The 21,883-nt window shown below is 56.6% G+C and carries 23 protein-coding genes; 19 read left to right on the top strand and 4 right to left on the bottom strand.

The features are described from left to right. Positions 1-44: 44 nt before the first annotated feature. A complete protein-coding gene (locus tag PSET11_RS15035) occupies positions 45-515 on the top strand; it encodes an OsmC family protein (protein ID WP_124093140.1) in 471 nt (156 codons plus the stop codon). A gap of 52 nt (positions 516-567) precedes the next feature. Here the strand turns inward: PSET11_RS15035 and PSET11_RS15030 are convergent, their stop codons facing one another. Further along, positions 568-1,557 (bottom strand): NAD-dependent epimerase/dehydratase family protein, encoded by a 990-nt coding sequence (locus tag PSET11_RS15030; RefSeq protein WP_124093139.1) that lies wholly within the window; start codon positions 1,555-1,557, stop codon positions 568-570. 66 nt (positions 1,558-1,623) lie between these two features. On the opposite strand from PSET11_RS15030, the gene PSET11_RS15025 reads away from it, so the two are divergent. Both PSET11_RS15025 and PSET11_RS15020 read left to right on the top strand, forming a co-directional pair. Then, the gene (locus PSET11_RS15025; protein ID WP_124093138.1) at positions 1,624-2,307 is read left to right on the top strand and encodes a mechanosensitive ion channel family protein; all 684 of its coding nucleotides are present in this window, start codon (positions 1,624-1,626) and stop codon (positions 2,305-2,307) included. Position 2,308: 1 nt separating this feature from the next. Next, a complete protein-coding gene (locus PSET11_RS15020) occupies positions 2,309-2,752 on the top strand; it encodes a globin (RefSeq protein WP_124093137.1) in 444 nt (147 codons plus the stop codon). A 26-nt stretch (positions 2,753-2,778) separates the two neighbouring features. On the opposite strand, the gene PSET11_RS15015 is transcribed toward PSET11_RS15020, so the two are convergent. Then, a complete protein-coding gene (locus tag PSET11_RS15015) occupies positions 2,779-3,444 on the bottom strand; it encodes a DUF8185 domain-containing protein (protein WP_124093136.1) in 666 nt (221 codons plus the stop codon). Between the two features lie 63 nt (positions 3,445-3,507). On the opposite strand from PSET11_RS15015, the gene PSET11_RS15010 reads away from it, so the two are divergent. Beyond that, the gene (locus tag PSET11_RS15010) at positions 3,508-4,437 is read left to right on the top strand and encodes an acyl-CoA thioesterase (RefSeq protein ID WP_124093135.1); all 930 of its coding nucleotides are present in this window, start codon (positions 3,508-3,510) and stop codon (positions 4,435-4,437) included. 115 nt (positions 4,438-4,552) lie between these two features. On the opposite strand, the gene ettA is transcribed toward PSET11_RS15010, so the two are convergent. Then, complete coding sequence (ettA, locus tag PSET11_RS15005) at positions 4,553-6,235, bottom strand: energy-dependent translational throttle protein EttA (protein ID WP_124093134.1); 1,683 nt, start codon at positions 6,233-6,235, stop codon at positions 4,553-4,555. Between the two features lie 103 nt (positions 6,236-6,338). Beyond that, positions 6,339-6,782, bottom strand: coding sequence for a single-stranded DNA-binding protein (locus tag PSET11_RS15000; RefSeq protein ID WP_238989183.1), 444 nt, complete (start codon positions 6,780-6,782; stop codon positions 6,339-6,341). Here PSET11_RS15000 and PSET11_RS14995 point away from each other — a divergent pair. The 15 genes from PSET11_RS14995 (at position 6,781) to PSET11_RS14930 (ending at position 21,855) form a co-directional block, all read left to right on the top strand. Continuing rightward, positions 6,781-8,217 carry a recombinase family protein gene (locus tag PSET11_RS14995; RefSeq protein ID WP_238989182.1) on the top strand — a complete coding sequence of 479 codons (1,437 nt, stop codon included), beginning with the start codon at positions 6,781-6,783 and terminating at the stop codon, positions 8,215-8,217. The genes PSET11_RS15000 and PSET11_RS14995 overlap by 2 nt on opposite strands. A gap of 423 nt (positions 8,218-8,640) precedes the next feature. Then, positions 8,641-8,772, top strand: coding sequence for a hypothetical protein (locus tag PSET11_RS17020; protein WP_282432715.1), 132 nt, complete (start codon positions 8,641-8,643; stop codon positions 8,770-8,772). Continuing rightward, positions 8,773-9,072, top strand: coding sequence for a hypothetical protein (locus PSET11_RS14990; protein ID WP_124093131.1), 300 nt, complete (start codon positions 8,773-8,775; stop codon positions 9,070-9,072). Between the two features lie 287 nt (positions 9,073-9,359). Continuing rightward, complete coding sequence (locus PSET11_RS14985) at positions 9,360-10,841, top strand: AAA family ATPase (RefSeq protein ID WP_124093130.1); 1,482 nt, start codon at positions 9,360-9,362, stop codon at positions 10,839-10,841. A gap of 338 nt (positions 10,842-11,179) precedes the next feature. Next, complete coding sequence (locus PSET11_RS14980; RefSeq protein ID WP_124093129.1) at positions 11,180-11,365, top strand: hypothetical protein; 186 nt, start codon at positions 11,180-11,182, stop codon at positions 11,363-11,365. Then, positions 11,362-11,571, top strand: a complete 210-nt coding sequence (locus tag PSET11_RS14975) for a hypothetical protein (RefSeq protein ID WP_124093128.1) — start codon at positions 11,362-11,364, stop codon at positions 11,569-11,571. The genes PSET11_RS14980 and PSET11_RS14975 overlap by 4 nt, the downstream gene beginning before the upstream one ends. 938 nt (positions 11,572-12,509) lie before the next feature. Continuing rightward, positions 12,510-13,943: a hypothetical protein gene (locus PSET11_RS14970; protein WP_124093127.1), complete on the top strand. Its 1,434-nt coding sequence runs from the start codon at positions 12,510-12,512 to the stop codon at positions 13,941-13,943. Between the two features lie 149 nt (positions 13,944-14,092). Next, on the top strand, positions 14,093-15,127 hold the full coding sequence (locus tag PSET11_RS14965) for a hypothetical protein (protein WP_124093126.1): 1,035 nt from the start codon (positions 14,093-14,095) through the stop codon (positions 15,125-15,127). A 2-nt stretch (positions 15,128-15,129) separates the two neighbouring features. After that, a complete protein-coding gene (locus PSET11_RS14960; protein ID WP_124093125.1) occupies positions 15,130-16,686 on the top strand; it encodes a phage major capsid protein in 1,557 nt (518 codons plus the stop codon). A gap of 362 nt (positions 16,687-17,048) precedes the next feature. Further along, on the top strand, positions 17,049-17,429 hold the full coding sequence (locus PSET11_RS14955; protein WP_124093124.1) for a hypothetical protein: 381 nt from the start codon (positions 17,049-17,051) through the stop codon (positions 17,427-17,429). A gap of 16 nt (positions 17,430-17,445) precedes the next feature. Continuing rightward, positions 17,446-17,856 (top strand): hypothetical protein, encoded by a 411-nt coding sequence (locus PSET11_RS14950; protein ID WP_124093123.1) that lies wholly within the window; start codon positions 17,446-17,448, stop codon positions 17,854-17,856. Beyond that, positions 17,857-18,363 (top strand): hypothetical protein, encoded by a 507-nt coding sequence (locus PSET11_RS14945; protein WP_124093122.1) that lies wholly within the window; start codon positions 17,857-17,859, stop codon positions 18,361-18,363. Between the two features lie 2 nt (positions 18,364-18,365). Beyond that, on the top strand, positions 18,366-19,979 hold the full coding sequence (locus PSET11_RS14940) for a hypothetical protein (protein ID WP_124093121.1): 1,614 nt from the start codon (positions 18,366-18,368) through the stop codon (positions 19,977-19,979). Positions 19,980-19,981: 2 nt separating this feature from the next. Beyond that, the gene (locus PSET11_RS14935; RefSeq protein WP_124093120.1) at positions 19,982-20,731 is read left to right on the top strand and encodes a hypothetical protein; all 750 of its coding nucleotides are present in this window, start codon (positions 19,982-19,984) and stop codon (positions 20,729-20,731) included. Then, positions 20,728-21,855 carry a hypothetical protein gene (locus tag PSET11_RS14930; protein ID WP_124093119.1) on the top strand — a complete coding sequence of 376 codons (1,128 nt, stop codon included), beginning with the start codon at positions 20,728-20,730 and terminating at the stop codon, positions 21,853-21,855. Before PSET11_RS14935 ends, PSET11_RS14930 begins: the two co-directional genes overlap by 4 nt. Positions 21,856-21,883 lie beyond the last annotated feature (28 nt).

The following is a 21,883-nucleotide window of genomic DNA, read 5'->3' as shown; positions in this document are numbered from 1 at the left end:
GATTGACCGTGCGACGGCCCGTCCGGCCTGTTTAGACTGGCCGGATGGGCTTGCACGAACATCACTATGAGGTGACCATCCAATGGACCGGCAACCTCGGAACAGGGACAACTAACTACCGCGGCTATTCGCGGGACCACGACGTCCTGATTCCCGGGTTGCCGATACTTAAGGGCTCGGCGGACCCCACCTTTCACGGCGACCGGGAACGCTACAATCCCGAGCAGTTGTTGCTGGCCGCCCTGGCCCAGTGCCACATGCTGTCCTACCTGCACGTTGCGGTGAAGCACGGCGTGGTGGTGACCGATTACCGCGATGAAGCCACCGGCCTCATGCAGCTCAACCGGGACGGCAGCGGACAGTTCGAATCCGTCACCCTCCACCCGGTGGTCACCCTGGCAGACCCGGACCAGGCCGATTTGGCCCAGCGCCTGCACCACGATGCCAACCAGGTGTGCTTCATTGCCCGCAGCGTCAACTTCCCGGTGCAGCACCAACCTCGCATAGCCGAGTAGCACCCGGCTGGCCTCAGCCGCTCTGCACCAACCACGCCCGGCCAGGCTGGCCTCAGCCGCTCAGTGCCTCGAGCAACTCTTTCTCCCTGGCCGCATCCAGGCCGGCTTTCCGCGGCCGGTCCAGGCCGATGCCCCGCTCGAACTCCAGGGTTGCCGCGAGCGTTTCCTGCCAGGGGCGCAGCTCCAAGCCAGCGACGATGGCGGCATGATTGCTCCGATTCATGAATCCGTCATGCTGGGGCGGCAGCCACAGGGGCAGCGAATCCGGCCCGGCCCAGTACTCCACGCCGTGGGCCAGCAGGAAGTCCTCGCTGGCCGTCCGGGTGTTGCCGGTGTAGCCGGCCAGCTGCCGGGCTGCCTGGAGGTACGCGCCGAAAGGGACGGGATCCCCCATGGCGTTCAGCGCTCCGGTCACTCCCCTGCCGGCCGCAGCGAGGATCCACGCGGCCAAATCGCGGACATCGATGATCTGTGTCGGGTGGTACGCGATATCCGGGATGAACGCTGGTTGGTTGTCCCGGGCAAAGCGGGCCGGCCAGTAACCGTACCGGTCGGTGGGGTCGCCCGGTCCGCTGATCAGGCCTGCCCGGCACACATGCGCCCTGCCGCCGGTTGCTGCAAGAGTCGCTGCCTCGATGGCAGCCTTGGCCGCGCCGTAAGTCTCAGCCGTAACTGGAGTTCCAGCTGCCAGCGGCGGCAGCAAAGACGCTGATTCGTCCTCCTGCGGAACCGAATGGTCAGCGTAAACGGATGAGGTCGACACGAAGGTCCAGTGCGCGGCCCGGTCCGCCAGAGACTCCAGTGCGCCGGCAGCGAACACAGGGTCTCGAGCCACTTCCACGACGGCGTCCCACTCCTCCGCGGCCGCCGCGGCATAGGCGTCCGTACCCAGGGTGCGGTCGGCACTCAGCCAGGTGGCGCCGTCGGGCGGTCGCTGTGAATTGCCACGGGCAAGGCAGCTGACCTGGTGCCCCTCCGCCACGGCCTGCCGGGCAATTTCTGCGGAGAGGAAAGCCGTTCCACCTAAAATCAGAATGCGCATGGGTCCACGCTACGGCGCTAGGGTTGAAAGGGAACAGATCCCCGCCCCAAGGAGTACTTTCCCCCTATGCACAGCGCCACGTCCATTATTCCGTCCGCAGCCACGAATCCGGACGGCGTCAGCCTCACCGGAATCATCATCAGCATCGCCGTTGGTGTTGCCTTTTGGCTGCTGGCAACGTTCGTGATTGCCCGCATCACCAAGCGCGTGGCGGCGGGCAGCAACTTCTTCAAGCGGCCCACGTTCAAGTGGGCAGCGCCGGCCCTCCGGGCCTTGGACCACGAACGCCGGGTTCAGCGGGCGGAAACCATCGGTTCCCTGCTGAACAGTGTGGTGGGTGTCCTGGTGGTGGTCATTACCAGCATGTACGTGCTGCAAAACCTCGACATCAACATCGCCCCGCTCCTGACCAGCGTGGGCATTTTGGGTGTGGCCATTGGTTTCGGCGCGCAGCAGCTCATTCGGGATTTCCTGGCCGGAATTTTCATCACCATCGAGGACCAGTACGGGATTGGTGACGTCATCGAAACCAGCGAAGTGGTGGGCGTGGTGGAATCGGTGGGCCTGCGTATCACCCGGGTTCGGGCCTACGACGGCGCCGTCTGGTACCTCCGTAACGGCGAAATCCTGCGGGTAGGCAACCGATCACAAGGCAGCTACGTGCCGCCCACCGAAACTGCTAGTGAAACCACGGCAGTTGCTCACGATGCCACCGAACCACGCAAGACCGAGCAGAAAGCCGGCGAGTAGCATGAGCCTCCCCCTTGAACCGAAGCGGCCGCTGATGCAGAACGATCCGTTCAGCAAGCCCGCCTACACGGACAGTTTTTACGATGCCGTGGGCGGGCATGAGACGTTCGTGAAACTCGTAGATGTTTTCTACGACGGCGTTGCTACCGACCCGCTGTTGCGGCCCATGTACCCGGAAGCCGACCTGGAGCCCGCCAAGCGACGGTTCCTGATGTTCCTCGAGCAGTACTGGGGTGGGCCCACCACCTACGGCGAGGAGCGCGGCCATCCCCGGCTGCGGATGCGGCACATGCCGTTCGAGGTCACGCCCGAGGCCAAGGATCGCTGGCTCTTCCACATGCGGACCGCCGTCGACGCGCTGGAACTGCCGCCGCTGTACGAAGGAACGCTGTGGGACTACATGGAGCGTGCGGCGCTGTCCATGATCAACAGCCCGTCGGCCTAGCTCGCCTCAGCTGAGGCCCAGCCGGGCTAGCCAAGCCCCAGGCCGCTGCCGGACCGAACCAGCACGTGGCCACGGTCCCCGGAGAGCCGGAACCAGCGGCCCGACCGGTAGAGCGTCTGGCTGCCAGCACCAAGGAAACCGAGGGCGAGTGCCGCAAAAGCTGCACCCGTGGGCATCCCGGTGTCCGCCACGGTGCGGCCCCAGACGCTGGCCCTCGCGTTGTTGACGATCAACGCGCCGGGTTTGTCGGGGACGATGCCCGCCACCTCAGCAATGCCGGCGTCTGCGATGCCGCGCAGTTCCGCGTCGGTGCTGACGGCGACCTTTTCCCAACCACCCCTGGGGACGCCTACTCCCGTCCACGATTCGGTGACGGCGCTCGGCGGAACCGGCAATTCGACGTCGTGCGTTCCGCTCCTGGCCAACCGATCCAGGACGGCACCCAGCGGGACGGTGACGTCTACGTTTGAGGGTTCGGCGAGGGCGATGGTGCGCAGGCCAAGGATGGTGGGGGTGGCTTCGCCGAGGATCCGCGGCCGGAGGACGCAGACGTAGGCGGCCAGTACGTTGCCAGCGGCCTGGAGCCGGATGGCACCATCGTCAATGGATTTGGCGCGGGTGGCGAAGGTTTTCAGGTCCGCGAGGTCCTGCGGGTCGTTGAAATGAAAGGACGGGGCAGGATGAACAGGCACACCAAGAACACTACCGGGCCTGCCTTGTTGAGACCGTCCTCGGGTGCCGTCTAGAGTCGAACCATGACTGAAGCCGAAGCAGGTTCGCTGGCCGCATTCCGCGAGGACCCCACCCATATTCTCACCACGTTGCTGGACCTGAGCGAGGTGGAAAGCACCGGCGGCGACGAAGAATTGTTTGTTGGTTCCACGCACCGGCAGCCGCTGCCCCGGGTTTTTGGCGGCCAAGTCTTGGCCCAGTCGCTCATTGCGGCGATGCGGACCGTCGATGCGGACCGGACCGTGCACTCGATGCACGGGTACTTCCTCCGCTCGGGCGATGCGAAGAAGCCCATCACCTTCGGTGTGCAGCAACTGCGTGACGGGCGCTCCTTCTCGGCCCGCCGTGTGCATGCCTACCAGGATGACCTGCCCATCCTGTCCATGATTGCGTCATTCCAGACTCATTCCGAGGGTGTGAACCACGCGTCGACCATGCCGGCTGGCATTCCCGATCCTGAGTCGTTGCCCACCACCGCCGACCTGCTCGGCAGCCTGGACCACCCTGTGGCCAAACATTGGGCCTACGAGCGGCCCTTCGACATCCGGCACGTTGACCCGGCCCTGTACGTGCAAGGTTCAGCGGAGAAGACCCCGCACAACATGGTGTGGATGAAGACGTTTGGACCTATGCCAGACGATGCCAACCTGCAACAGGCGGCGTTGGCGTATGCCAGCGACTACACCTTGCTGGAGTCCATCTTGCGCCAGCACGGCCTGAGCTGGGTGACGCCGGGCATGAACGTGGCCAGCCTGGACCACGCCATGTGGTGGCACCGGCCGGTCAGGGTGGACGAGTGGCTCCTCTACGTCCAAGAGTCGCCAAGCGCCCAGGGCGCCCGCGGGCTCGCCACCGGGAAAATCTTCAACCGGGCCGGGCAGCATGTGGCCACCGTGGCGCAAGAGGGAATGGTGCGAGTGCAGCCCGAGACGCTGGGCGGCTCCGCCAGCTGACCTGGTCTGGGATGGCGCAGCGCCGCTGAACCGCCGTCGGATGACGAAGGACGGCACCCGAGATGGGGTGCCGTCCTTCGTCATGTTCCGCTTTTATGCGTCGTGCCCGCTGCGACTAGTCGCGGGTCAGGCGACGGTGTGTCACCCGGTGCGGCTTCGCGGCGTCTGGGCCGAGTCGCTGGATTTTGTTCTCCTCGTAGGATTCGAAGTTACCTTCGAACCAGTACCACTGGGAGGGGTTTTCCTCGGTGCCTTCGTAGGCCAAGATGTGCGTTGCTACCCGGTCCAGGAACCACCGGTCGTGCGAGACCACCACAGCGCAGCCCGGGAATTCGAGCAGTGCGTTTTCGAGGCTGCTCAGGGTTTCGACGTCGAGGTCGTTGGTGGGCTCATCGAGGAGCAGCAGGTTGCCACCCTGTTTGAGGGTCAGCGCCAGGTTGAGGCGGTTACGCTCACCACCGGAAAGCACACCGGCCTTCTTCTGCTGGTCCGGACCCTTGAAGCCGAACGCGGCAACGTAGGCACGGGACGGCATTTCAACGTGACCCACCTGGATGAAGTCGAGCCCGTCGGACACAACCTCCCACAGAGTTTTGTTGGGGTCGATGCCGCCGCGGCTCTGGTCAGCGTAGGAGATCTTGACGGAGTCGCCGATCTTCAGCTCGCCGGCGTCGAGCGGCTCCAGGCCCACGATGGTCTTGAACAACGTGGACTTGCCAACACCGTTGGGGCCGATGACGCCAACAATGCCGTTCCGCGGCAAGGTGAAGGACAGCCCATCGATGAGAACCCGATCGTCGAAGCCCTTCTGCAGGTTCTTCGCTTCCAGGACCAGACCACCCAAGCGCGGTCCCGGCGGAATCTGGATTTCCTCGAAGTCGAGCTTGCGGGTCCGGTCAGCTTCCGCTGCCATCTCCTCGTAGCGGGCAAGGCGAGCCTTGGACTTCGTCTGACGACCCTTGGCGTTCGAGCGGACCCACTCTAGTTCCTCGGTGAGGCGCTTGGCTTGCTTGGCGTCCTTCTTGCCCTGGACCTCGAGTCGGGCCCGCTTCTTCTCCAAGTACGTGGAGTAGTTGCCTTCGTACGGGTACAGGTGGCCGCGGTCGACTTCGGCAATCCATTCCGCCACGTGGTCCAGGAAGTACCGGTCGTGAGTGACGGCAAGGACTGCGCCTGCGTAGGAGGACAGGTGCTGCTCGAGCCACAGCACGCTTTCGGCGTCGAGGTGGTTGGTGGGCTCGTCCAAGAGCAGCAGGTCAGGCTTCTGCAGGAGCAGCTTGCAGAGCGCAACCCGGCGGCGCTCACCACCAGAGAGGTTTGTCACCTCGGAGTCGGCCGGTGGGCAGCGGAGTGCGTCCATGGCCTGCTCCAACTGGGAATCGAGGTCCCAAGCGTCGGCAGCGTCAATGGCTTCCTGCAACTGGCCCATCTCTTCGAGGAGGACATCGTAGTCAGCGTCGGGGCTGGCCATTTCCTCAGAGATTTCGTTGAATCGCTGGATCTTGCCGTAGATCTCACCGACACCTTCCTGGACGTTGCCCAGGACAGTTTTTTCTTCGTTGAGGGGCGGCTCCTGCAAGAGGATGCCCACGCTGTAGCCAGGGCTCAGCCGAGCTTCGCCGTTGGAGGGGGTATCCAAACCGGCCATGATCTTGAGGATGGTGGATTTACCAGCACCGTTGGGGCCCACGACGCCGATCTTGGCACCGGGGAAGAAAGACATGCTTACGTCGTCGAGGATAAGTTTTTCGCCAACGGCCTTGCGAGCCTTGGTCATTGTGTAGATAAATTCCGCCATACTTCCAAATCTACTGGGTGCGTGGGCATAACTTCCATTTGCCAGCGGTCGGTGACCCCAATCCGGGTGCAAGCGGACCCCTGCCTGCACCCCGTCCCGATGCCTATGCCCGGTTGTCTGCCAGTTCCCCCGTCTCCAGATCCAACGTGGACAGCGCACCGTCGGTGTCTTCCACCAACACGTCGTGCTCGAAGCCCTGGGCGCCAGGATCCTCCCCGTCCGGGGACGGCTGGAAGGTACCGCTCCCCCGGTTCTCTGGATCGGCGTCGTCCGCTGAATCCTGTTCCATCAGGGACATGACCGGCCTGGTGGGGTTTTTCGTGTAGTTGGCGGTCCCGCTCTTCAGGTCCTGGCCGATGGAATCTGCGTCGATTTCGATCACGAAATAGTTCCTGCCCTCGTATTCCCAGCTCCGGACCTTCATCCGGCCCACCACAATCACCGGTTGACCCTTGCGCAGGCTGCAGCTCACGTTCCCGGCCATCTGCCGGTAGGCCTGGACTTCATACCAACAGATGGTGACAAATAGTGCTACCGTTTTTTTCATGACAACTTGTGCTGTGTACCTCCGCATCTCTGCTGACAAGGGAATCCGCCTAGGTGAGGAGGGCCTAGCTGTAGACCGCCAACGCGCCGACATCAATAAGATGCTGGCTCGCAAGGGCTGGACCGCTGGCAAGGAATACCTCGAAAATGACACCTCAGCATCCGGCAAGGTGCCCCGTCCGCAGTACGCGCAGATGCTGAAGGACTTCGAAGCGGGAGAGATTGACGCCATAGCCGCATGGGACCTTGACCGACTCTGGCGCGTGCCGATGGAGTTTGAACATCTGCTGGCAATGGTGGATCAGCAAGGCCTCATGTTGGCGACGGTGGGCGGCGACGCTGACCTCTCGACAGATAACGGCATCCTCTACGCACGCATCAAAGTCGCCGTAGCTGCCGACGAGCTAAAGAAACGTGCTGCCCGTCAGCGTGCCAAGTTCGCACAGGACCGAGAAGCTGGTAAGGATCACTGGCGCGGACGTAGGCCATTCGGCCTGACCCTCGAAGGTAAAGAGATCAAGGAAGAGGCAGACGCCATTAGGTGGGTTGCTGAGTTCATTATCGACGGCGGCACAATCTCCGATGCTGTACGTGAGCTGAATGATCGAAAGGTAGCTACATCATTCGGTAACACGTGGGCACGTGGACCACTCCGGACAATCCTTCTCAAACCTCGCGTGGCAGGTCTGATGGAACACAATGTAGTGAGGGACAAGGACGGTAAGAAGGTCAGCTTCGATCTGGTGCCGGGTAACTGGGACGCCATTCTAGATTTGGATACGTGGAAAGCGGTCTGCGCGGTCCTCAAGACGCCGGGACGTGGACAGGCCAAGCGTACGGATAAGGAATACCTATGCTCCGGTTTGATCACGTGTAGTGAGTGCAAGGAGCCTGTCTACGGGACCTACTCACCGCGCAAACTTAAGAGCGGCGTTGAAAACCAACGGTGGATTTACCGCTGCCAGCACCAGCACATCTCGAAGGTTATGGACAAAGTAGATGACCTTGTCATCATGAATACCCTTCTCGAATTTGCCTCCCTAGACACTGCCGAGATTGTGGCCGATAAGGAGGCGCTACGGGGCCTTAGGGCCTCTCGCGCATTGGAAGAGAAGGACTGGACAGACTGGATGAAAGAGGCCGCTAGAGACAAGATGAGGCCTTCCGATATCAGACCATTCCGTGACGCGCATGATGCCCGTATGGCCGAGCTGGATCAAAAGATTCGGGAGTTCGAGAAGGTATCACTCGTACGCGTACCGACTCCGGAAGAGGAAGCCGACAATGTTGCCGTGGTGTTTGAGTGGGACGCTATGCCTCTTGCCAAGCGTCGCCGGATGATTGAAACCGTCTTCGAGTCGATCACCTTTCTACCCTCGAAGAAAGGCGCACGCTGGCGTCCTGAACTGGTGGTGTTCAAGAAACGCTACGCTTGAGAGGTGCGGATGTTTCGAGAAGCACACAGAGAGGCCCCTTAGCTCCGATAGCTAGGGGGTCTTTTTGCTGCCCAAAAGGAAGTTAATAATGGTTGTGAAGTGTCGGAGAGCGACGAGAAAAACCCCTAGAATACGCGGCTAAACGGGGCATTTGAGGGGGCGCTGAGAAAAGTTTGCACGCACCCTTATTTTATGTGCATGAGATAATAGGTACATAAGAAAAACCCTACAGAAAGAAACGAACATGTCCCATCCCGGCATCTACCAAAGAACCGAACTATCCGAAGCCAAGCGACGACTCTCTATGAGCGAAACATTCTACAGCCAGCTACTTGAGAAGAACCGCAAGAAAGAGGCGGACTACCGCCAGAAGCTTATGTACCTAGAAGACCGAGTAGAAGAACTATCCACAGAGGAGAGCAAGTGAAGCGCAAATACGAAATGACACAAGAGCAGATCGATAGAGTACAAAAAGCATTTGACGATTCGATGACTCTTACCGAAGCGCTTGAGAAGTACCCAACAACAGCAACAAAAACCGAAAGAGAGAACTAAATGAGCTTTGCACGTCAAGAACAGATCGACAGAGGATTCACCGCACTACCGACAGGTTGGTACAACTACTACAACAGTGAAGGCAAGGTTTATTGCACATCCTGCCCCGGCCTGTTGAAGGTTGAAACCGTCAACCACTACACCGATGGGCGAAAAGAACACGGGGCTTTCGAATACAAGGCCACGGAGTTTGACGGCGGTTTGATCATAGAAGCCGAAAGTCTCGGATACATCGGAACCTTTGCCGACAAGGTCTGGGAAGAAACCACTAACCCACTGGAAATGGAAGACACAAAATGAGAATCGCACCCAATATCGAAGTATTGTCAGTAACTCCGGTCAGTGACGGGAGAATGGTCCTATTACTACTCAGGGACCGTAACAATGGGAACCAATACTTCTATAACATTCCCGGACTTGTAGGGAGTCTCCCTGACTCCGCAGCCACTGAAGGAATATTCCCAGAAAACTAAGTAAGGCCCCTGCTGGAAACAGAGGCCTTACCGATTAATTTATTTACCGCAGACACTCTCTATTATACCTCCTGCGAAGAGACTAGAGATGTCCACAATGAAAGGCTACATACCGTGGACCTAGAAATCAAATCCGAGAGTGAAATCCTCGAAGCAATATTTTCCGATGACCGCAAGCTTGCGTTTGAGAAGAGCCTTATTGGCGACGGCGTCACCCCTGAGACCATACCCGGCACCGAGCTGGCTATCGCTAAGGCTCTGGCTACGTTCATCAAGGGTGGCGTTGTGTACGTGAAGACGGAAGCAGCTTGGTACGTACATGATGGGACAGAGTTCATCAAGACCGAGGGTGATTGGTTCATCCACAAACTCATCAAGAGGCTAGCAGCCAGCTACCTAGTAGTAACGGATGCTATCTATCACTCGCTCCCAGCCCTGAAGAAGACCGACCCAGAAGCAGCCGATAAGTTCAGCTCGCACTTCTCAGCAGGTCACAAGCTACAACAGGCCTCAGCGCTGGAAAGCTACTCGAAGCTCTTGAAGTCAGAGCTTGACGAAGCACCGGATGGAATGGTGAAAGACGCCGAGTTCCTGACAGTGGACTTCCTGAAGATTCGTGAAGCTCTCCCGCACCTAGTCCAGGACCACATCCCTTCTGTAGGCATCGGACAGCTCTATGGGCAATCCTCTGCTGGCAAGACAATCGCCATGGTTGACCTAGCTCTAAGCATCTGTGCAGGGCTGGACTCGTGGCAGAACCTACCGCTCAACACCAGAGGCCCCTCACACGTCCTGTATGTGGCCGCAGAGGGTGGGCAACCGTTCTGGGACATGGTTGAAGCTTGGAAGGCTAAGCACCCCTCAGCGGACGTTTCTAAGCTTCTGGTCTGGGACGCAGCGGAAGGGCAGACACTTACTGTCAGCACAACTCTGGAAGTTGCCCCCGGCCTCTTTGGACTGAAGGCAATGAGAGAGAAGATCACCAAAGCAGGAATTGACCTAAGCCTTGCTGTCTTCGATCCTCAGGCCAATATCCTGTCTGGCGTCGATGAGAATTCCAACGTGGATATGGTGGCCGCTCTGAAGCCAATTCAGGATTGGGCGAACGAAGGTAAGTTCCTTGCATTGCTTATCCACCACGAGGGCAAGACCGATACAGGCTCAGGCCGTGGCGCTTCCTCTCAAAAAGCAATGATGGATTTGCTTATCAAGCTCAAGAGAAACGCAACGGGAACAAGGACACTCTCTTTTGAGAAGGTGAAAGGCTCCAAGGACCCTGACAAGAAACTGAACTATGTTATCGAAACTGTTCACTTCGAAGGTGGATCAGGTTCAGGCGGCGTGGCTATCCCTGAAGGGCCTCAGCTATCCATTGCTGAGCGTCAAGAGCGCGTCGGTATGCTCGATGAAATCAAGGTCCGTGAAGCAATCGGCGCAGGCTGTACTTCAGCACTCAAGATTGCTGAGAAGACCTGCCTTAACCGCAATGTAGTTTCAGAGCATCTATCCACCCTCGAATACAAGGGGATCATTCAGAATCTCGGAAATGATAGCCGTCCTAAATGGATGATGGTATCTGTCGATTCGGATGACTAAGACCTGACTTGCCTACTTGCATTGCACCCCCCTATAGGGGGGGGTGCAAGTGTGCAGGTTATTGGCTCCATGCAGGTTTATGCAGGTTTAACACAAGTCCATGCAAGTCTATGCAGGCTTATGCAAGTAAAAAACTTGCACAGAGACTTGCACGGACTTGCACAGAGCTAATCACCAAAAGACGCAGCGACGCTCCAATAACACACGACCGCAGGAGCGGATATGAACGCATCACTAGAACGATATGTAGCCGAGATGGAACGCAACCGAGAAGAGACCACGGAAGAAATGGTACGCAGGATAGTAGTCGAGGAACTGAAGAAAGCAGGAGTTATCCAATGATCGAAGTACCGGGCGTGATGATCGCATATGGAGATGCAGCGTGGATTGAATACCACACGGCGGAACACCTAGCAATCATCCAAGGATGGGATACATACCAGCGCGCACTGGACAGCGGAGCATGGCGACATGGAACGCCTGAAGAGTATGCAGAGTATCTAAAAAGTAAGGAGGAGAAATGAACACAGAGAAGATGATTCGTTACTACTCAAAGGTAGTAGCGGATAATCGCAAGGCTTACGGCGAAGACTGGAGGACCGCGAAGTATCAGGGAGTCTTAGACCGAATCCTAGAGCTAGAAGATAAGCAGGACCTCACAGCAGAGGAAGAGCTATTCATGAGATGCCGGGAAACAATGGCTGAAGCATTTGGAAAGGGGGAACAATGAGAGACAAAGGCGCAGAGTTGAAGGCCGAGATTGCAGTCTTCCGTGCTGAACTCGAAGCACTACTTGCCCTAGGCAATGGTATAATTGAAGTGTCAACTACTTGACAAATAGTAGTTAGGAAGACCTGTGGATTACACAAGCCTTCTAGGCCTACCGCTTGAAGCCATAATGGTTATCGTGGTTGGGTTCTACATTCTAGAACTTGCCAAGCTAATCATTGCCAAAGTAGGCAATAAGAAATCCGACGAGGTTAATACGTTAGATAGCAATCCCCCGAAACCTAAAGGGTAATGACTCAGGTGACACGCAGGAAAGACTGCGCCCCCCAGGGTATGAGGCCCAACCGGAGCTGACCGGAGAAACAGACAAATGACGAACTGACTTAAACATCTAGGTATCGTCATGACTGAAACAGTATGCGTGAATTGCTCCGCACTAATTGAGCAAGTAGGCAAGAGCTGGTATCACCGCCCGTCTACAGGTAAGTACATCAAGGCCTGCCCCGCGTGGGGATATGTGGCTACACCGCAGGTGCTAAGTGCCTAGCGGGTACAGTGCCAAGCGCAGCAACCGTGCGCGTGCAATCGTACGGGCCACGCTGCCTGCTCCATGCTTCCGTTGTGGCGGGATAGTCACCGCCGAGATGAACTGGCACGCCGACCACACAACTCCTCGTGCGTTCGCTGAACTGGCTGGACTGAGTGAGGCTGACATCGATAGCCCGTCGAGTCTCGCGGCTAGCCATGCGTCATGCAACATGAAGGCGAACGCAAGACCGAGCCAAACTAAAGTGCAACGAGTTCAGTCGCGCATAAAGAGGGTCGAACGTCCGCAATTTGAAAATATTTTAGAAAATTCTGAAGTTTTTTCTGACGACGACCAAAGCCCCGCGTCCTGCTCCACAAAAACCCTCCCTGATGCCGCTCAGGAGTCACAGAATGACCGCTGAGACATTTATAGCGCAGCCCCGACACAATTCCCCCATTCCTAATTCCGTGGACCTCACAGGGGCACACAAGGCCGCAGCCGATATGGGGATTGAATTACTCCCGCAGGGAATTCAAGTTGCGGAATTGCTCGAAGCCAAGAACGAAGACGGTACCCCGCTATACCCCGAGGCCGTAATTCAAATGGGCCGACGTGCTACGAAGACTTCCAGCATTCAAGCCACCCTGCTAGCTCGCTGCTTCAATATCCCCGGCTACAAGATCATCTCCACAGCCCAGAGCGGAACTCTCAGCCAACAGTTCTTGGCCGAGCTGGGCAGTCAACTGGAAATGGCATACCCCGACGAAACCACACGCCCGTTCCGGTTCTACAAATCCAACGGATCGATTCGCATAGTTTGGGAGAACGGTAGCTCTTGGCGTGCTGTCAAACCTATGGCGTCTGCCGTCCGGGGCATGGCTGCTGACTGCATCCTGCTAGATGAAGCTGGCGAATACGACTCCAAAGTCTCTGACGATCTGCTATCCGGCGCTATTCCGGTACTAGCTACCCGTCCTAACGCTCAACTGATCATCACAGGTACTCCCCCACGTACTCGCGAGGGCCTGCTCTGGCAGTACCTAACCGCAGGCCGCAAGGGTACAGAGGACCTAGGAATCCTGGACTACTCCATGCTCTCTACGGATGATGCATCTGATGAGTCGGTCTGGCACCGCGTGTACCCCGGCCTCTCCTCTGGTCTTGTCTCCATCAAGTTCCTTAGGAAGGCCCTCGCTACACAAGGCCTCCTCTCGTTCGCTAGGGAGTTCCTGTGCCTTGACCCGTCCGCGTCCTCTATCGCTGCAATTGATCCTGAAGACTGGGCCGCTACGCAAGTGCCGGATATGTTGCCCTTGCCTACGGCTAACTTCTCCGTGAGCTTCGACGTTGCACCAGACGGTTCCAGCTCAGCGTTATCCGTGGCTTGGTACTCGGAACAGGGAACGCCTTGTGTGCAAGTCCTAGCCCACCGTGCGGGTTACTCATGGCTCCCCAATGAGCTGGCGAAGCTACTCCGAGCTACACGCGGCGTGCCGGTTGTCTATGACCGTATTGGCAACAACCTCGCAGTCATACAGGAGCTACAGCGCCTCCGTGGGGTTCCACAGTCTGGCATCGAGTCCATCGGCGCTAAGGAAGTGTCGGCAGGCGTGGCAATTCTCATGAGTGCCCTGTCAGACCGGAACCTCATTCACGCTCTAGACCCATCCCTAGATTCCGGTGCTGAAGGTGCGAACTTCCGCTATGTGAATGACGCTCGCCTCTTTGGCCGTAGGAACTCAACGGCGGACGTGGCTCCCCTAGTCGCTGCATCCAACGCACTGTACGACGCCGCAGGCCGCAAGAAACGCTCTACTAATCGACCTCGCGGCGGGGCATACTAGCACACTTCTCTGCACTGCATAAATATTCAATGGTATAATTAGTTATACACCGAAGCAATTACTTCGGTAGACAAATGACGCTCCCTCCGCCCAGCCTGCAAATTGGTTGCGCGGGGGTCGAGCGTCTTTTTATTTAACACGGAGTTAGCTTGGGCATTTTCTCAAAACAAAGCTGGGTTGCTAATGCAGCGGCCTCTATTTCCCTGCCCGCAGGCATCCTCTCACCTACCGCAGCTCTTGCGCCGGTCATCTTCCCCGATATTGACACCTCAAACTTCCCTGTAAGCGTCGCAGAGGCCATGCAGGTACCTGCTGTAGCTCGTGCAATCCACCTTTTCAGCGGCATTTCTAGCCGATTCACTCTAGATTCAGACGACAATTCAACTCCATGGCTCGCTGAAGGCTATGGATTCGTGACCCCGCAGCTCCGAATCGCCCTCACAATCCACGATTTGATCTTTTATAACTGCTCCCTCTGGCAGGTTGAGCGCGACGAAAACGGAAATATCACCGCAGCACAGCACGTTTCGCGCGAACGTTGGGGAGTAGACGCTCAAAGCGCTGTCAAGATTGATGACAAAGTTGTCAATCCTGTTGACATTATTTTCTTCTCCGGCCTAGTTCCCGGTAACGGCTTCCTCGATTCGGCCCGTAGTTCCGTGCGCCAATACACCAGCATTTCTCGCACGATCAATAACCGCGCAGCCGTGGCCGAGCCTGTCACTTTGGTCAGCGAAACCGTCGCAGGTGCCGAAAACACCAAAGAAGAAGTTCAAGACGCAATGGACGACCTACGCGACTCACTCACTGCGAATCGCGGCGGAATGGTTTATGTCCCTTACGGAATCTCCATTGAAGGATTCGGCGCATCCGATAACGCCAACACCTTTATGTCTTCCGCGAGGAATGCAATCCGTCTAGACCTCTCGAATCACTTGAATATCAAGGCTGAGCTTTTGGAGGGTGCCGCAGACGGTTCGTCAGACACCTATTCCAGCACCTTACAAAACAAATCGGAACTCCTCGAACTGTCTATCAAGTCCTTTACCGAACCAATTGCCGACCGACTTTCTCTAGCAGACGTGACTAATCCCGGCACACGCGTTCGTTTCGACTATTCGACATTCGATACCGCACCTAATGACACCACAAAGGGCACCGTGCCCAATCCAAACGAGGACTAACTATGACTGAAACATTCTCAACGGGACAGCTAATTAGCTTCTCGGAACAGCGCGGAACACTCCGCTACAAACTTGCACCGTATGGCGAAAAGGCTCGCGACCGTGACGCTACATTCTCCACTGGAAGTATCAACTTCTCAAATGCTGAAGGCGCAATCGTCAACGTCGAGCACGATAAGTTCCGCCCGATTGGCAAGCTCTCCAATTTCGAATCTACGTCCGAGGGACTTTTCTGCACCGTAACGCTTGCAGATACAACTCTAGGCCGCGACACCTTCACCGAAGCAAAAGAAGGATTGCGTACAGGCATCTCCATGGAGCTGTCCGAAATGTCCCCAGCAACCGGACTCATTACGTCCGCCACCCTTTCCGGTGCCGGTATCTGTGTCAATCCGGCGCTTGGTTCAGCCCGACTAATTCAGGCCTTCTCGGAGGACGAAGAGATTAGAGCGGCGCTGGAAGAAATCAAAACTTCAATTGACGCAATTGATGCAGCACTTGAACCAACTTCTGAGGCCGAAGCCGAAGAGGATTCCGAAGAGGAATCACCACTAACAACACCCGAAGAATCCTCAGAAGAGGAAAACCCGAATGGATTTAACATGAACGAAAATGCAGTTCCAGCACCTACACAGCCAGCCGTAACCCTTTCCTACGAATCCCTTGCCGAAGCTCGCAAGGATGCACGTGTACGTGAGGCCCTTATTGACACTGGGCTTGCAGGCGAAACAAACGCCTTTGCCCTCTCGCCGGTCACCCACACCGGCCACACCTCGAAGATCGAACAGGCTGCCTTCCTTGGTGAGCTTTGGAGTGGTGCACGCTACCAGCGTCGCTTTGCTCCTCTCGTATCCACAGGCGTCTTGACCTCTTGGAAGGTTGAAGGCTTTAAGTTCGTTGGTGACTTCCTCGTTGACACCTACGCCGGTGACCTTGCAGAGATTCCATCGAACGCTGTAACAACCGTTGCCTACTCCGAAGAGGCCCTACGTTGTGCACACGGCGTCAAGGTTGACCGCAAGTTCCGCGACTTTGGTAACGCTGAGTTCCTCCGCAGCCTCTTCGAGAAGCAGACCGAAGGTTACGCCAAGCTCTCTGACAAGCGAGTCCTAGACCGCATCAAGGCTATGGCTACCAACACCACAGCCAAGGCATACGTTGCCGGTGTAGCTCCGGGCTTCTCCCGCATCCTAGACGGCGCTCTTGCCGTACTGGCCACAACAAACGAACTTCCTACGTTCGCCATTCTTTCCGCTGACCTACACCGCGAAATGGCTCTAACCACTGAGTTCGACAACCTCAAGTTCCTTACCACTTCCCTAGGCCTTGCTGATGGATCGATGGACGGAATGCAGATTGTTGTTGCTAACGATCTCCCAGCCAACACCGTTTATGTCGGTCACAAGAACGCACTTCAGTTCTTCGAATTCGGATCGATTATTCGCGTAGAAGCCGAAGACGTTTCCCACGGTGGATTTGACGAAGCTGTATTCGGCTACACCGCATTTGTCGAGCACGAAAAGAAGGCCATTGTCAAGGTCCTTCCTCCTACTCCGTAATTCATTTTCTCCTACTAAAGAAAGGGTGGGCGCATGTATTGGAACTACGAAAACCAAGTTTTGATCTTTGAAATCTGGAAAGAAGCCGACTCGGTTAACCCCGAAGTGCTCGACGTAATTATGTCCACAGCTAATTCGCTGTGCATTGCATATGCGCCCACCCTTCCGGACGGCGCAACAGTGCCGAGGGCTTATCTCCTCGCCGAAATCCTCCAAGCTCGACACATCTGGGCACAGGCTGGGAACGGCGCAAAGGGAACCGAATTCGATTCCGACGGGCAAGTTGTCCCGACTTATCCGCTAGTATTCCTCGCTCGCGATTTGCTCCGTCCCAAGACCTCTCCTCTCGGAAGGCTAGGACATTGAGCATCGCAATCCGCAGCCTAATTGCTCAAGAGATTAGGGACGATAACCCGCTCTTCCTTGTGCATGACTACCCGGTGAATGCTCCGGAAAACCTAGCACGAGGAAAGGTCTGGGTAAACGTTTACCGCGAAACCCTAACCAACGCACCGCAGGCCGCAGCACTATCCGAATCCTTACGCATTGTTGTCATCACTCCGATGAAAGACACCGCAGCGGCTGAGGAAGCCCTAGAGCTAGCTCTGGACGCGGTAATGCGGACCCTCACACGAACTAGAAACGTCAACTGGACGACCGCCGAACGCGCAACATTCAACGATTCCTATATCGGTTACGAAATTTCGATAACCGTATCCACCGAAAACGCTTACAAATCTTAATTGAAAGGGGCACAAAATGCCTTCACTTCCACACAAAGTTCTAAATGTCACCACAGAAACTGTCACCATCGACGGTGTTGACTATTCAGACGCCATTACTTCCGCGTCTCTTTCGACCACTTCGACCGACACAACTTGGATTCCTGTTTCAGGAAACGTCCAGACTTCTACCGGTGCACTGATTTGGTCCGCGTCGCTTGAATTCGGACAGGACCTGACAGCTAACACAACTCTAACGATGAAGCTTATTTCGCTTCACGGACAGAACAAGGTTGTTGTTATTCAGCCAACCGGAACCGCAACCCAGAAGATCACATTTACCGCGACTATCAAGGCTCCTAGCGTCCTTGGTGGCGGCGTAGGCGTTGCAACCTCTTCAGCCGAGTTCCCCGTATCCGGTCAGCCGGTAATCGTCAACGGCGTCTAAATGATCTCCGCCAAAAGGACCGGCCTCACTGCCGCCGAAAAGCGTTTCCGCGCATTGCCGAAAGAGATCAAAAATGATCTCCGCCGCTACCAGCGCAGCGAGGCCGGTCCTATTTGGAAACAGGAAGTTAATTCGCGTCTTGGTGCTAACCGCATCTCGCAGCGAACCTTTCGAACCGGTAACACCGTCAAGGCTGGATCAACAATGATCCTCCGAGCTGCTGGCTCAGGCAGAAAGCTTTCCAGCGGCGCAGCGGCCAACTCTTCCTTCCTCCTGTACTCCGCTGAGTACGGATCGAAGAATCCCAACGCACGCACCAAATACGGACGACGTAGCCCCAAGGGCAAGTCGCACACCGTTACACGCCGAGTCTCGCGTCAATCTCCGCAGTATCGCCAAGGCGGCTACGTCATCAATCCAGCCGCTAAAGCATCCATAAAGCGAATCACTTCGCTATCAGTTCAAACCATAACCAAAAGAATTCACCAGACCATTGACGGGAGTTAAAAATGCCTTCTGGAAAACCAATTGAAATTCCCATCAAAATCGATGCCGATGCTGATAAGGGTGCCGATCAGATCACTGACGCGCTCGAAAATATCGAAGACTCGCTGAAGGATGTTGAAAAGACCGGCGATAAGACCTCTAAGTCACTTTCAGATGATATGGAGAAGGCCGCTAAAAATATCGAATCCGATATGGATGACGCGGCCAAGAAGATCGACCGCGACCTCACTAAGGCCCTTGCTGACGTAGACGCCAAGGCAGACAGCGTAGGTAAGTCCATCGGGAAGTCCGTTAAGGACGGTACCGACAAAGCCGGTGAAGGTATGGAAGAACTCAAGGGTGAGTCCGCCTCGACCGCCAAGGAGGCCGCAGCAAGTTTCGGTTCTATCGAAGATGTTGCAGATGGTCTTCAGGAGGTATTGGCCAACGCCTTTGTTGGCTTTGGACCTGCTGGCGCTGCTGCTGGTCTTATCGCTGCTGCCGGTCTTGGTCTGGCGATCACCGCCGCACAGGAGCTAGCCGAAGCGAACAACGAAGCCACCGAAAAAGTAGCCGAGCTGGCACGCGAATTCTACGAAGCTGGCGGCAAGATCGATGATGCGGACCTCGCCGGGAAAATCATGGACATGGCCTTTGCCGTGGTCAAGGAGGACAACTGGCTTACACCGTGGGCTGACGAATCCGAAACAAATATTGAGCGCGTTAAAAAGGCTATTGGTAGTAACAAGGACCTCGCAAAACAAATCTTTGAAGGATTCGGCGGCGACTCTGACAAAGCGCAGGATTCGCTCAAGAAACTAGATGAGGCCCTAGCACGTGACCGCGAAGAGCTGAAGAAAAACCAGACGCAGCTCGCAGGTGGTTCGGTCCTTTATAACGACGACGGTAAAGCTATCAAGGCCCGCGTAGATGCTGGACAGGAGCTTCGTGATGCCCTCGAAGAGGAGACCAAGAATAACGGTCGAGCTGCTGACGCAAACGCCTACTACACGGACGCTATGGGCGAATCTGCCGAAGCTGTCGAGAAGCACACACAGTACGAAGAGGACCTCAAAAACGCGCAGCAGGAGCGCCTAGACGCTACCCGCGAACTCGAAGGTGCACAGCGTTCCGCAATCGATTCTGAGCTGGACTACATGGATTCCGTGGACGGTCTGAACGAGAAGTTCACGCAGAACGGCGCGACGCTCGATATCAATACCAGCAAAGGCCGCGAGAACCAACGCGCCGTGATGGATCAAGCGGACAGTATTCGCCAGCTCGCAGAGGATCAGCTTGCCGCAGGTGGAAACGTCACCGACGTAACCGCCAAGTTCAACGCGCAAAAAGACACTCTCATCAATCAAGTGCTGCCTGCCTTTAACAGCAACCGTGACGCAGCTCAGAAGTTTATCGACACGATTCTCAAGACTCCTCCGGTTGTGAAGACCGAGGTTCAGCTCAATAAAACCGATGCCGAACAGAAGCTATTCGAGCTGCAAAAGGGCCGGACAATTCCGGTCACCCTTCAGCCAGATGGTACTTCGATGGACAAATACTTTTGGTCCCAACAAGGCCGCAAAATCTTCGTTGACGTAGCCCCGAGAGGAGGCGGGCAGGCAATCGCGCTGCCCTAATCATGACCACAATTACCGCAACTCCAAACACCGCAACGGGCGCTATCGTCCTTGAAATCACCCAGACCGGCTCTATCCGTTCCATTACCCGCAGCAATGCTAACGGCGTCGAGTCCGTACGAGTAGCCGCAGGGCAGATTCCATCTGCAACTACCGGCGTCACCATTGTCACAGACTACGAGGGCGCTGTAGGACCGAACTCCTACACAGTCACCACGACCGCAGATACAGCCACAGCTACGGCTACTTTGATGCTGGATTCGGCATGGCTACTGGTACCTATCGCACCGAACTACTCCGAGCCAGTTTCCACAATCACTGACTACTCAGCAGGCCGCGAAACTAACTCCACTCTCCATACGATCATTGGCCGTAGCGATCCGATTGTCGTAATGGGCAAGCTCGGTACCCGTACCGGCTCCCTTGAAATCTGGACTGATTCGCTCACCGATGCAAACCGTCTTGTGCGCGTTTTCGACCGTGGGGAAGCCGTGCTGCTGAAGCAGACCGTTCCCGGCATGGATATGTATTTCACAGCCACCGGAATCGACGTTAGCCCGTACTCAGTACAGGGCGACGCAACGAAGTTCCGCATGGCCGTCAGCTACCAAGAGGTTGCCCGTCCCTACGGAAACCTTGCTGGCGCTCTGGGCTGGACGTTCGATGCCCTGGCCTCTAGCTACAGCTCTTTCGATGCCGTAGCCGCAGCATTCGCAAACTTCGATGACCTCACCATTCAGGACACATTATGAGCACCAAACCTTACGCACCAGACGCCGAAGAGCGCATCCGCTTTTCAGCGCGTCACATCATCACCGCAACCGCATATCCAGACGGTGCCGCGCCTGTTGAGCTGGACGTAGAAGACGGTTCCGTGGAGTTTGACGACTCACGCGCACCTCGCATTCAGGCGACACTTACGTGCAAAATCCCGACCGATAAAACGGTTCTGGACGCACTCGACGCACGCCGTACGTTCCGCGTAAAGATCTGGGCAGGCTACAAGTACGACAGTGTCGAGGAGGACGTGCAACTCCTCGCCGATCTCCACGTACGCAGCCGTGAAATCCGCAGACCGTCCAACCGTATGGTTCTTTCGCTCTGGTCCGACGAGGGCCTGACGATGGACTACAAACGTCTCGCGTGGGATAGCCAGCCGCCGCAATCGAACCTCCTCGATGCCGTCAAATATCACGTCCTTATCGGGACTATCGGCGGGGAATTGCCCCCTGTTGTGTCGGAATACCCGAACTCATTCGGATTCGAAGCCGTTGCAGGTCTGGTACAGGAGCCGGGGCAGTCCGGTTGGGACCTCATAGCGGAGTCCGCAGCTCGTGCCGGTGTGTCGGTCTACGTCGATTCTGACCGTACGTGGCGCATTGCCAAGCCTCAGGCGCTCGTGTCTGACACAGCCCTGAACATGACAACTGGTGGCGGTGGAATCCTCACCGAAACCAACTCGGTCACTTCGCGGGACAACTTCAAAAACGCTGTCTGTATTCGCTACAGGTGGCGCGATATCAACGGCAACGAACAAACCGTTTACGGCCACGCGTACATCGCAGCAGGGCCTTTCTCTCTTGGGGAAATCGGTTACAACTCCGTATTCCTTGAAAAGGATAAGCCAGCCACTCAAGGACAGGCAGATGCAGCGGCAACCGCAGCACTCAAAGCAATGTCCCGCCGTGGCCGCAGCTTCGTTTTGAACTCAATCTCCGCGTACTGGCTCCGCCCAGCGCAGACCGTCACCGCAACCCTGCCCGAAGGCGAACAAGAACGCCTGTTGGTATCCGCCGTTTACTTCAACTTCCCATCCGGCTCCATGTCCGTACGGCTCCGTCAGCCGCAGGATATCGAAATCGAAAACAACCTGTAACTCATAGAAAGCAATGCAATGCCAGCAA

Origin of the sequence: Arthrobacter ulcerisalmonis (assembly GCF_900609065.1) — a bacterium.
Taxonomy (GTDB): Bacteria; Actinomycetota; Actinomycetes; order Actinomycetales; family Micrococcaceae; genus Arthrobacter; species Arthrobacter ulcerisalmonis.
The sequence above is the reverse complement of the archived record's forward strand: the minus strand, read 5'-3'. Positions and strand labels throughout refer to the sequence as shown.

Bases quoted from the DNA above. Each gene is read 5' to 3' on its own strand.
- PSET11_RS15035 (WP_124093140.1), top strand. From the start codon at position 45: ATGGGCTTGCACGAACATCACTATGAGGTGACCATCCAATGGACCGGC.
- PSET11_RS15030 (WP_124093139.1), bottom strand. From the start codon at position 1,557: ATGCGCATTCTGATTTTAGGTGGAACGGCTTTCCTCTCCGCAGAAATT.
- PSET11_RS15025 (WP_124093138.1), top strand. From the start codon at position 1,624: ATGCACAGCGCCACGTCCATTATTCCGTCCGCAGCCACGAATCCGGAC.
- PSET11_RS15020 (WP_124093137.1), top strand. From the start codon at position 2,309: ATGAGCCTCCCCCTTGAACCGAAGCGGCCGCTGATGCAGAACGATCCG.
- PSET11_RS15010 (WP_124093135.1), top strand. From the start codon at position 3,508: ATGACTGAAGCCGAAGCAGGTTCGCTGGCCGCATTCCGCGAGGACCCC.
- ettA (WP_124093134.1), bottom strand. From the start codon at position 6,235: ATGGCGGAATTTATCTACACAATGACCAAGGCTCGCAAGGCCGTTGGC.
- PSET11_RS14995 (WP_238989182.1), top strand. From the start codon at position 6,781: ATGACAACTTGTGCTGTGTACCTCCGCATCTCTGCTGACAAGGGAATC.
- PSET11_RS15000 (WP_238989183.1), bottom strand. From the start codon at position 6,782: ATGAAAAAAACGGTAGCACTATTTGTCACCATCTGTTGGTATGAAGTC.
- PSET11_RS14990 (WP_124093131.1), top strand. From the start codon at position 8,773: ATGAGCTTTGCACGTCAAGAACAGATCGACAGAGGATTCACCGCACTA.
- PSET11_RS14980 (WP_124093129.1), top strand. From the start codon at position 11,180: ATGATCGAAGTACCGGGCGTGATGATCGCATATGGAGATGCAGCGTGG.
- PSET11_RS14975 (WP_124093128.1), top strand. From the start codon at position 11,362: ATGAACACAGAGAAGATGATTCGTTACTACTCAAAGGTAGTAGCGGAT.
- PSET11_RS14970 (WP_124093127.1), top strand. From the start codon at position 12,510: ATGACCGCTGAGACATTTATAGCGCAGCCCCGACACAATTCCCCCATT.
- PSET11_RS14960 (WP_124093125.1), top strand. From the start codon at position 15,130: ATGACTGAAACATTCTCAACGGGACAGCTAATTAGCTTCTCGGAACAG.
- PSET11_RS14950 (WP_124093123.1), top strand. From the start codon at position 17,446: ATGCCTTCACTTCCACACAAAGTTCTAAATGTCACCACAGAAACTGTC.
- PSET11_RS14945 (WP_124093122.1), top strand. From the start codon at position 17,857: ATGATCTCCGCCAAAAGGACCGGCCTCACTGCCGCCGAAAAGCGTTTC.
- PSET11_RS14940 (WP_124093121.1), top strand. From the start codon at position 18,366: ATGCCTTCTGGAAAACCAATTGAAATTCCCATCAAAATCGATGCCGAT.
- PSET11_RS14935 (WP_124093120.1), top strand. From the start codon at position 19,982: ATGACCACAATTACCGCAACTCCAAACACCGCAACGGGCGCTATCGTC.
- PSET11_RS14930 (WP_124093119.1), top strand. From the start codon at position 20,728: ATGAGCACCAAACCTTACGCACCAGACGCCGAAGAGCGCATCCGCTTT.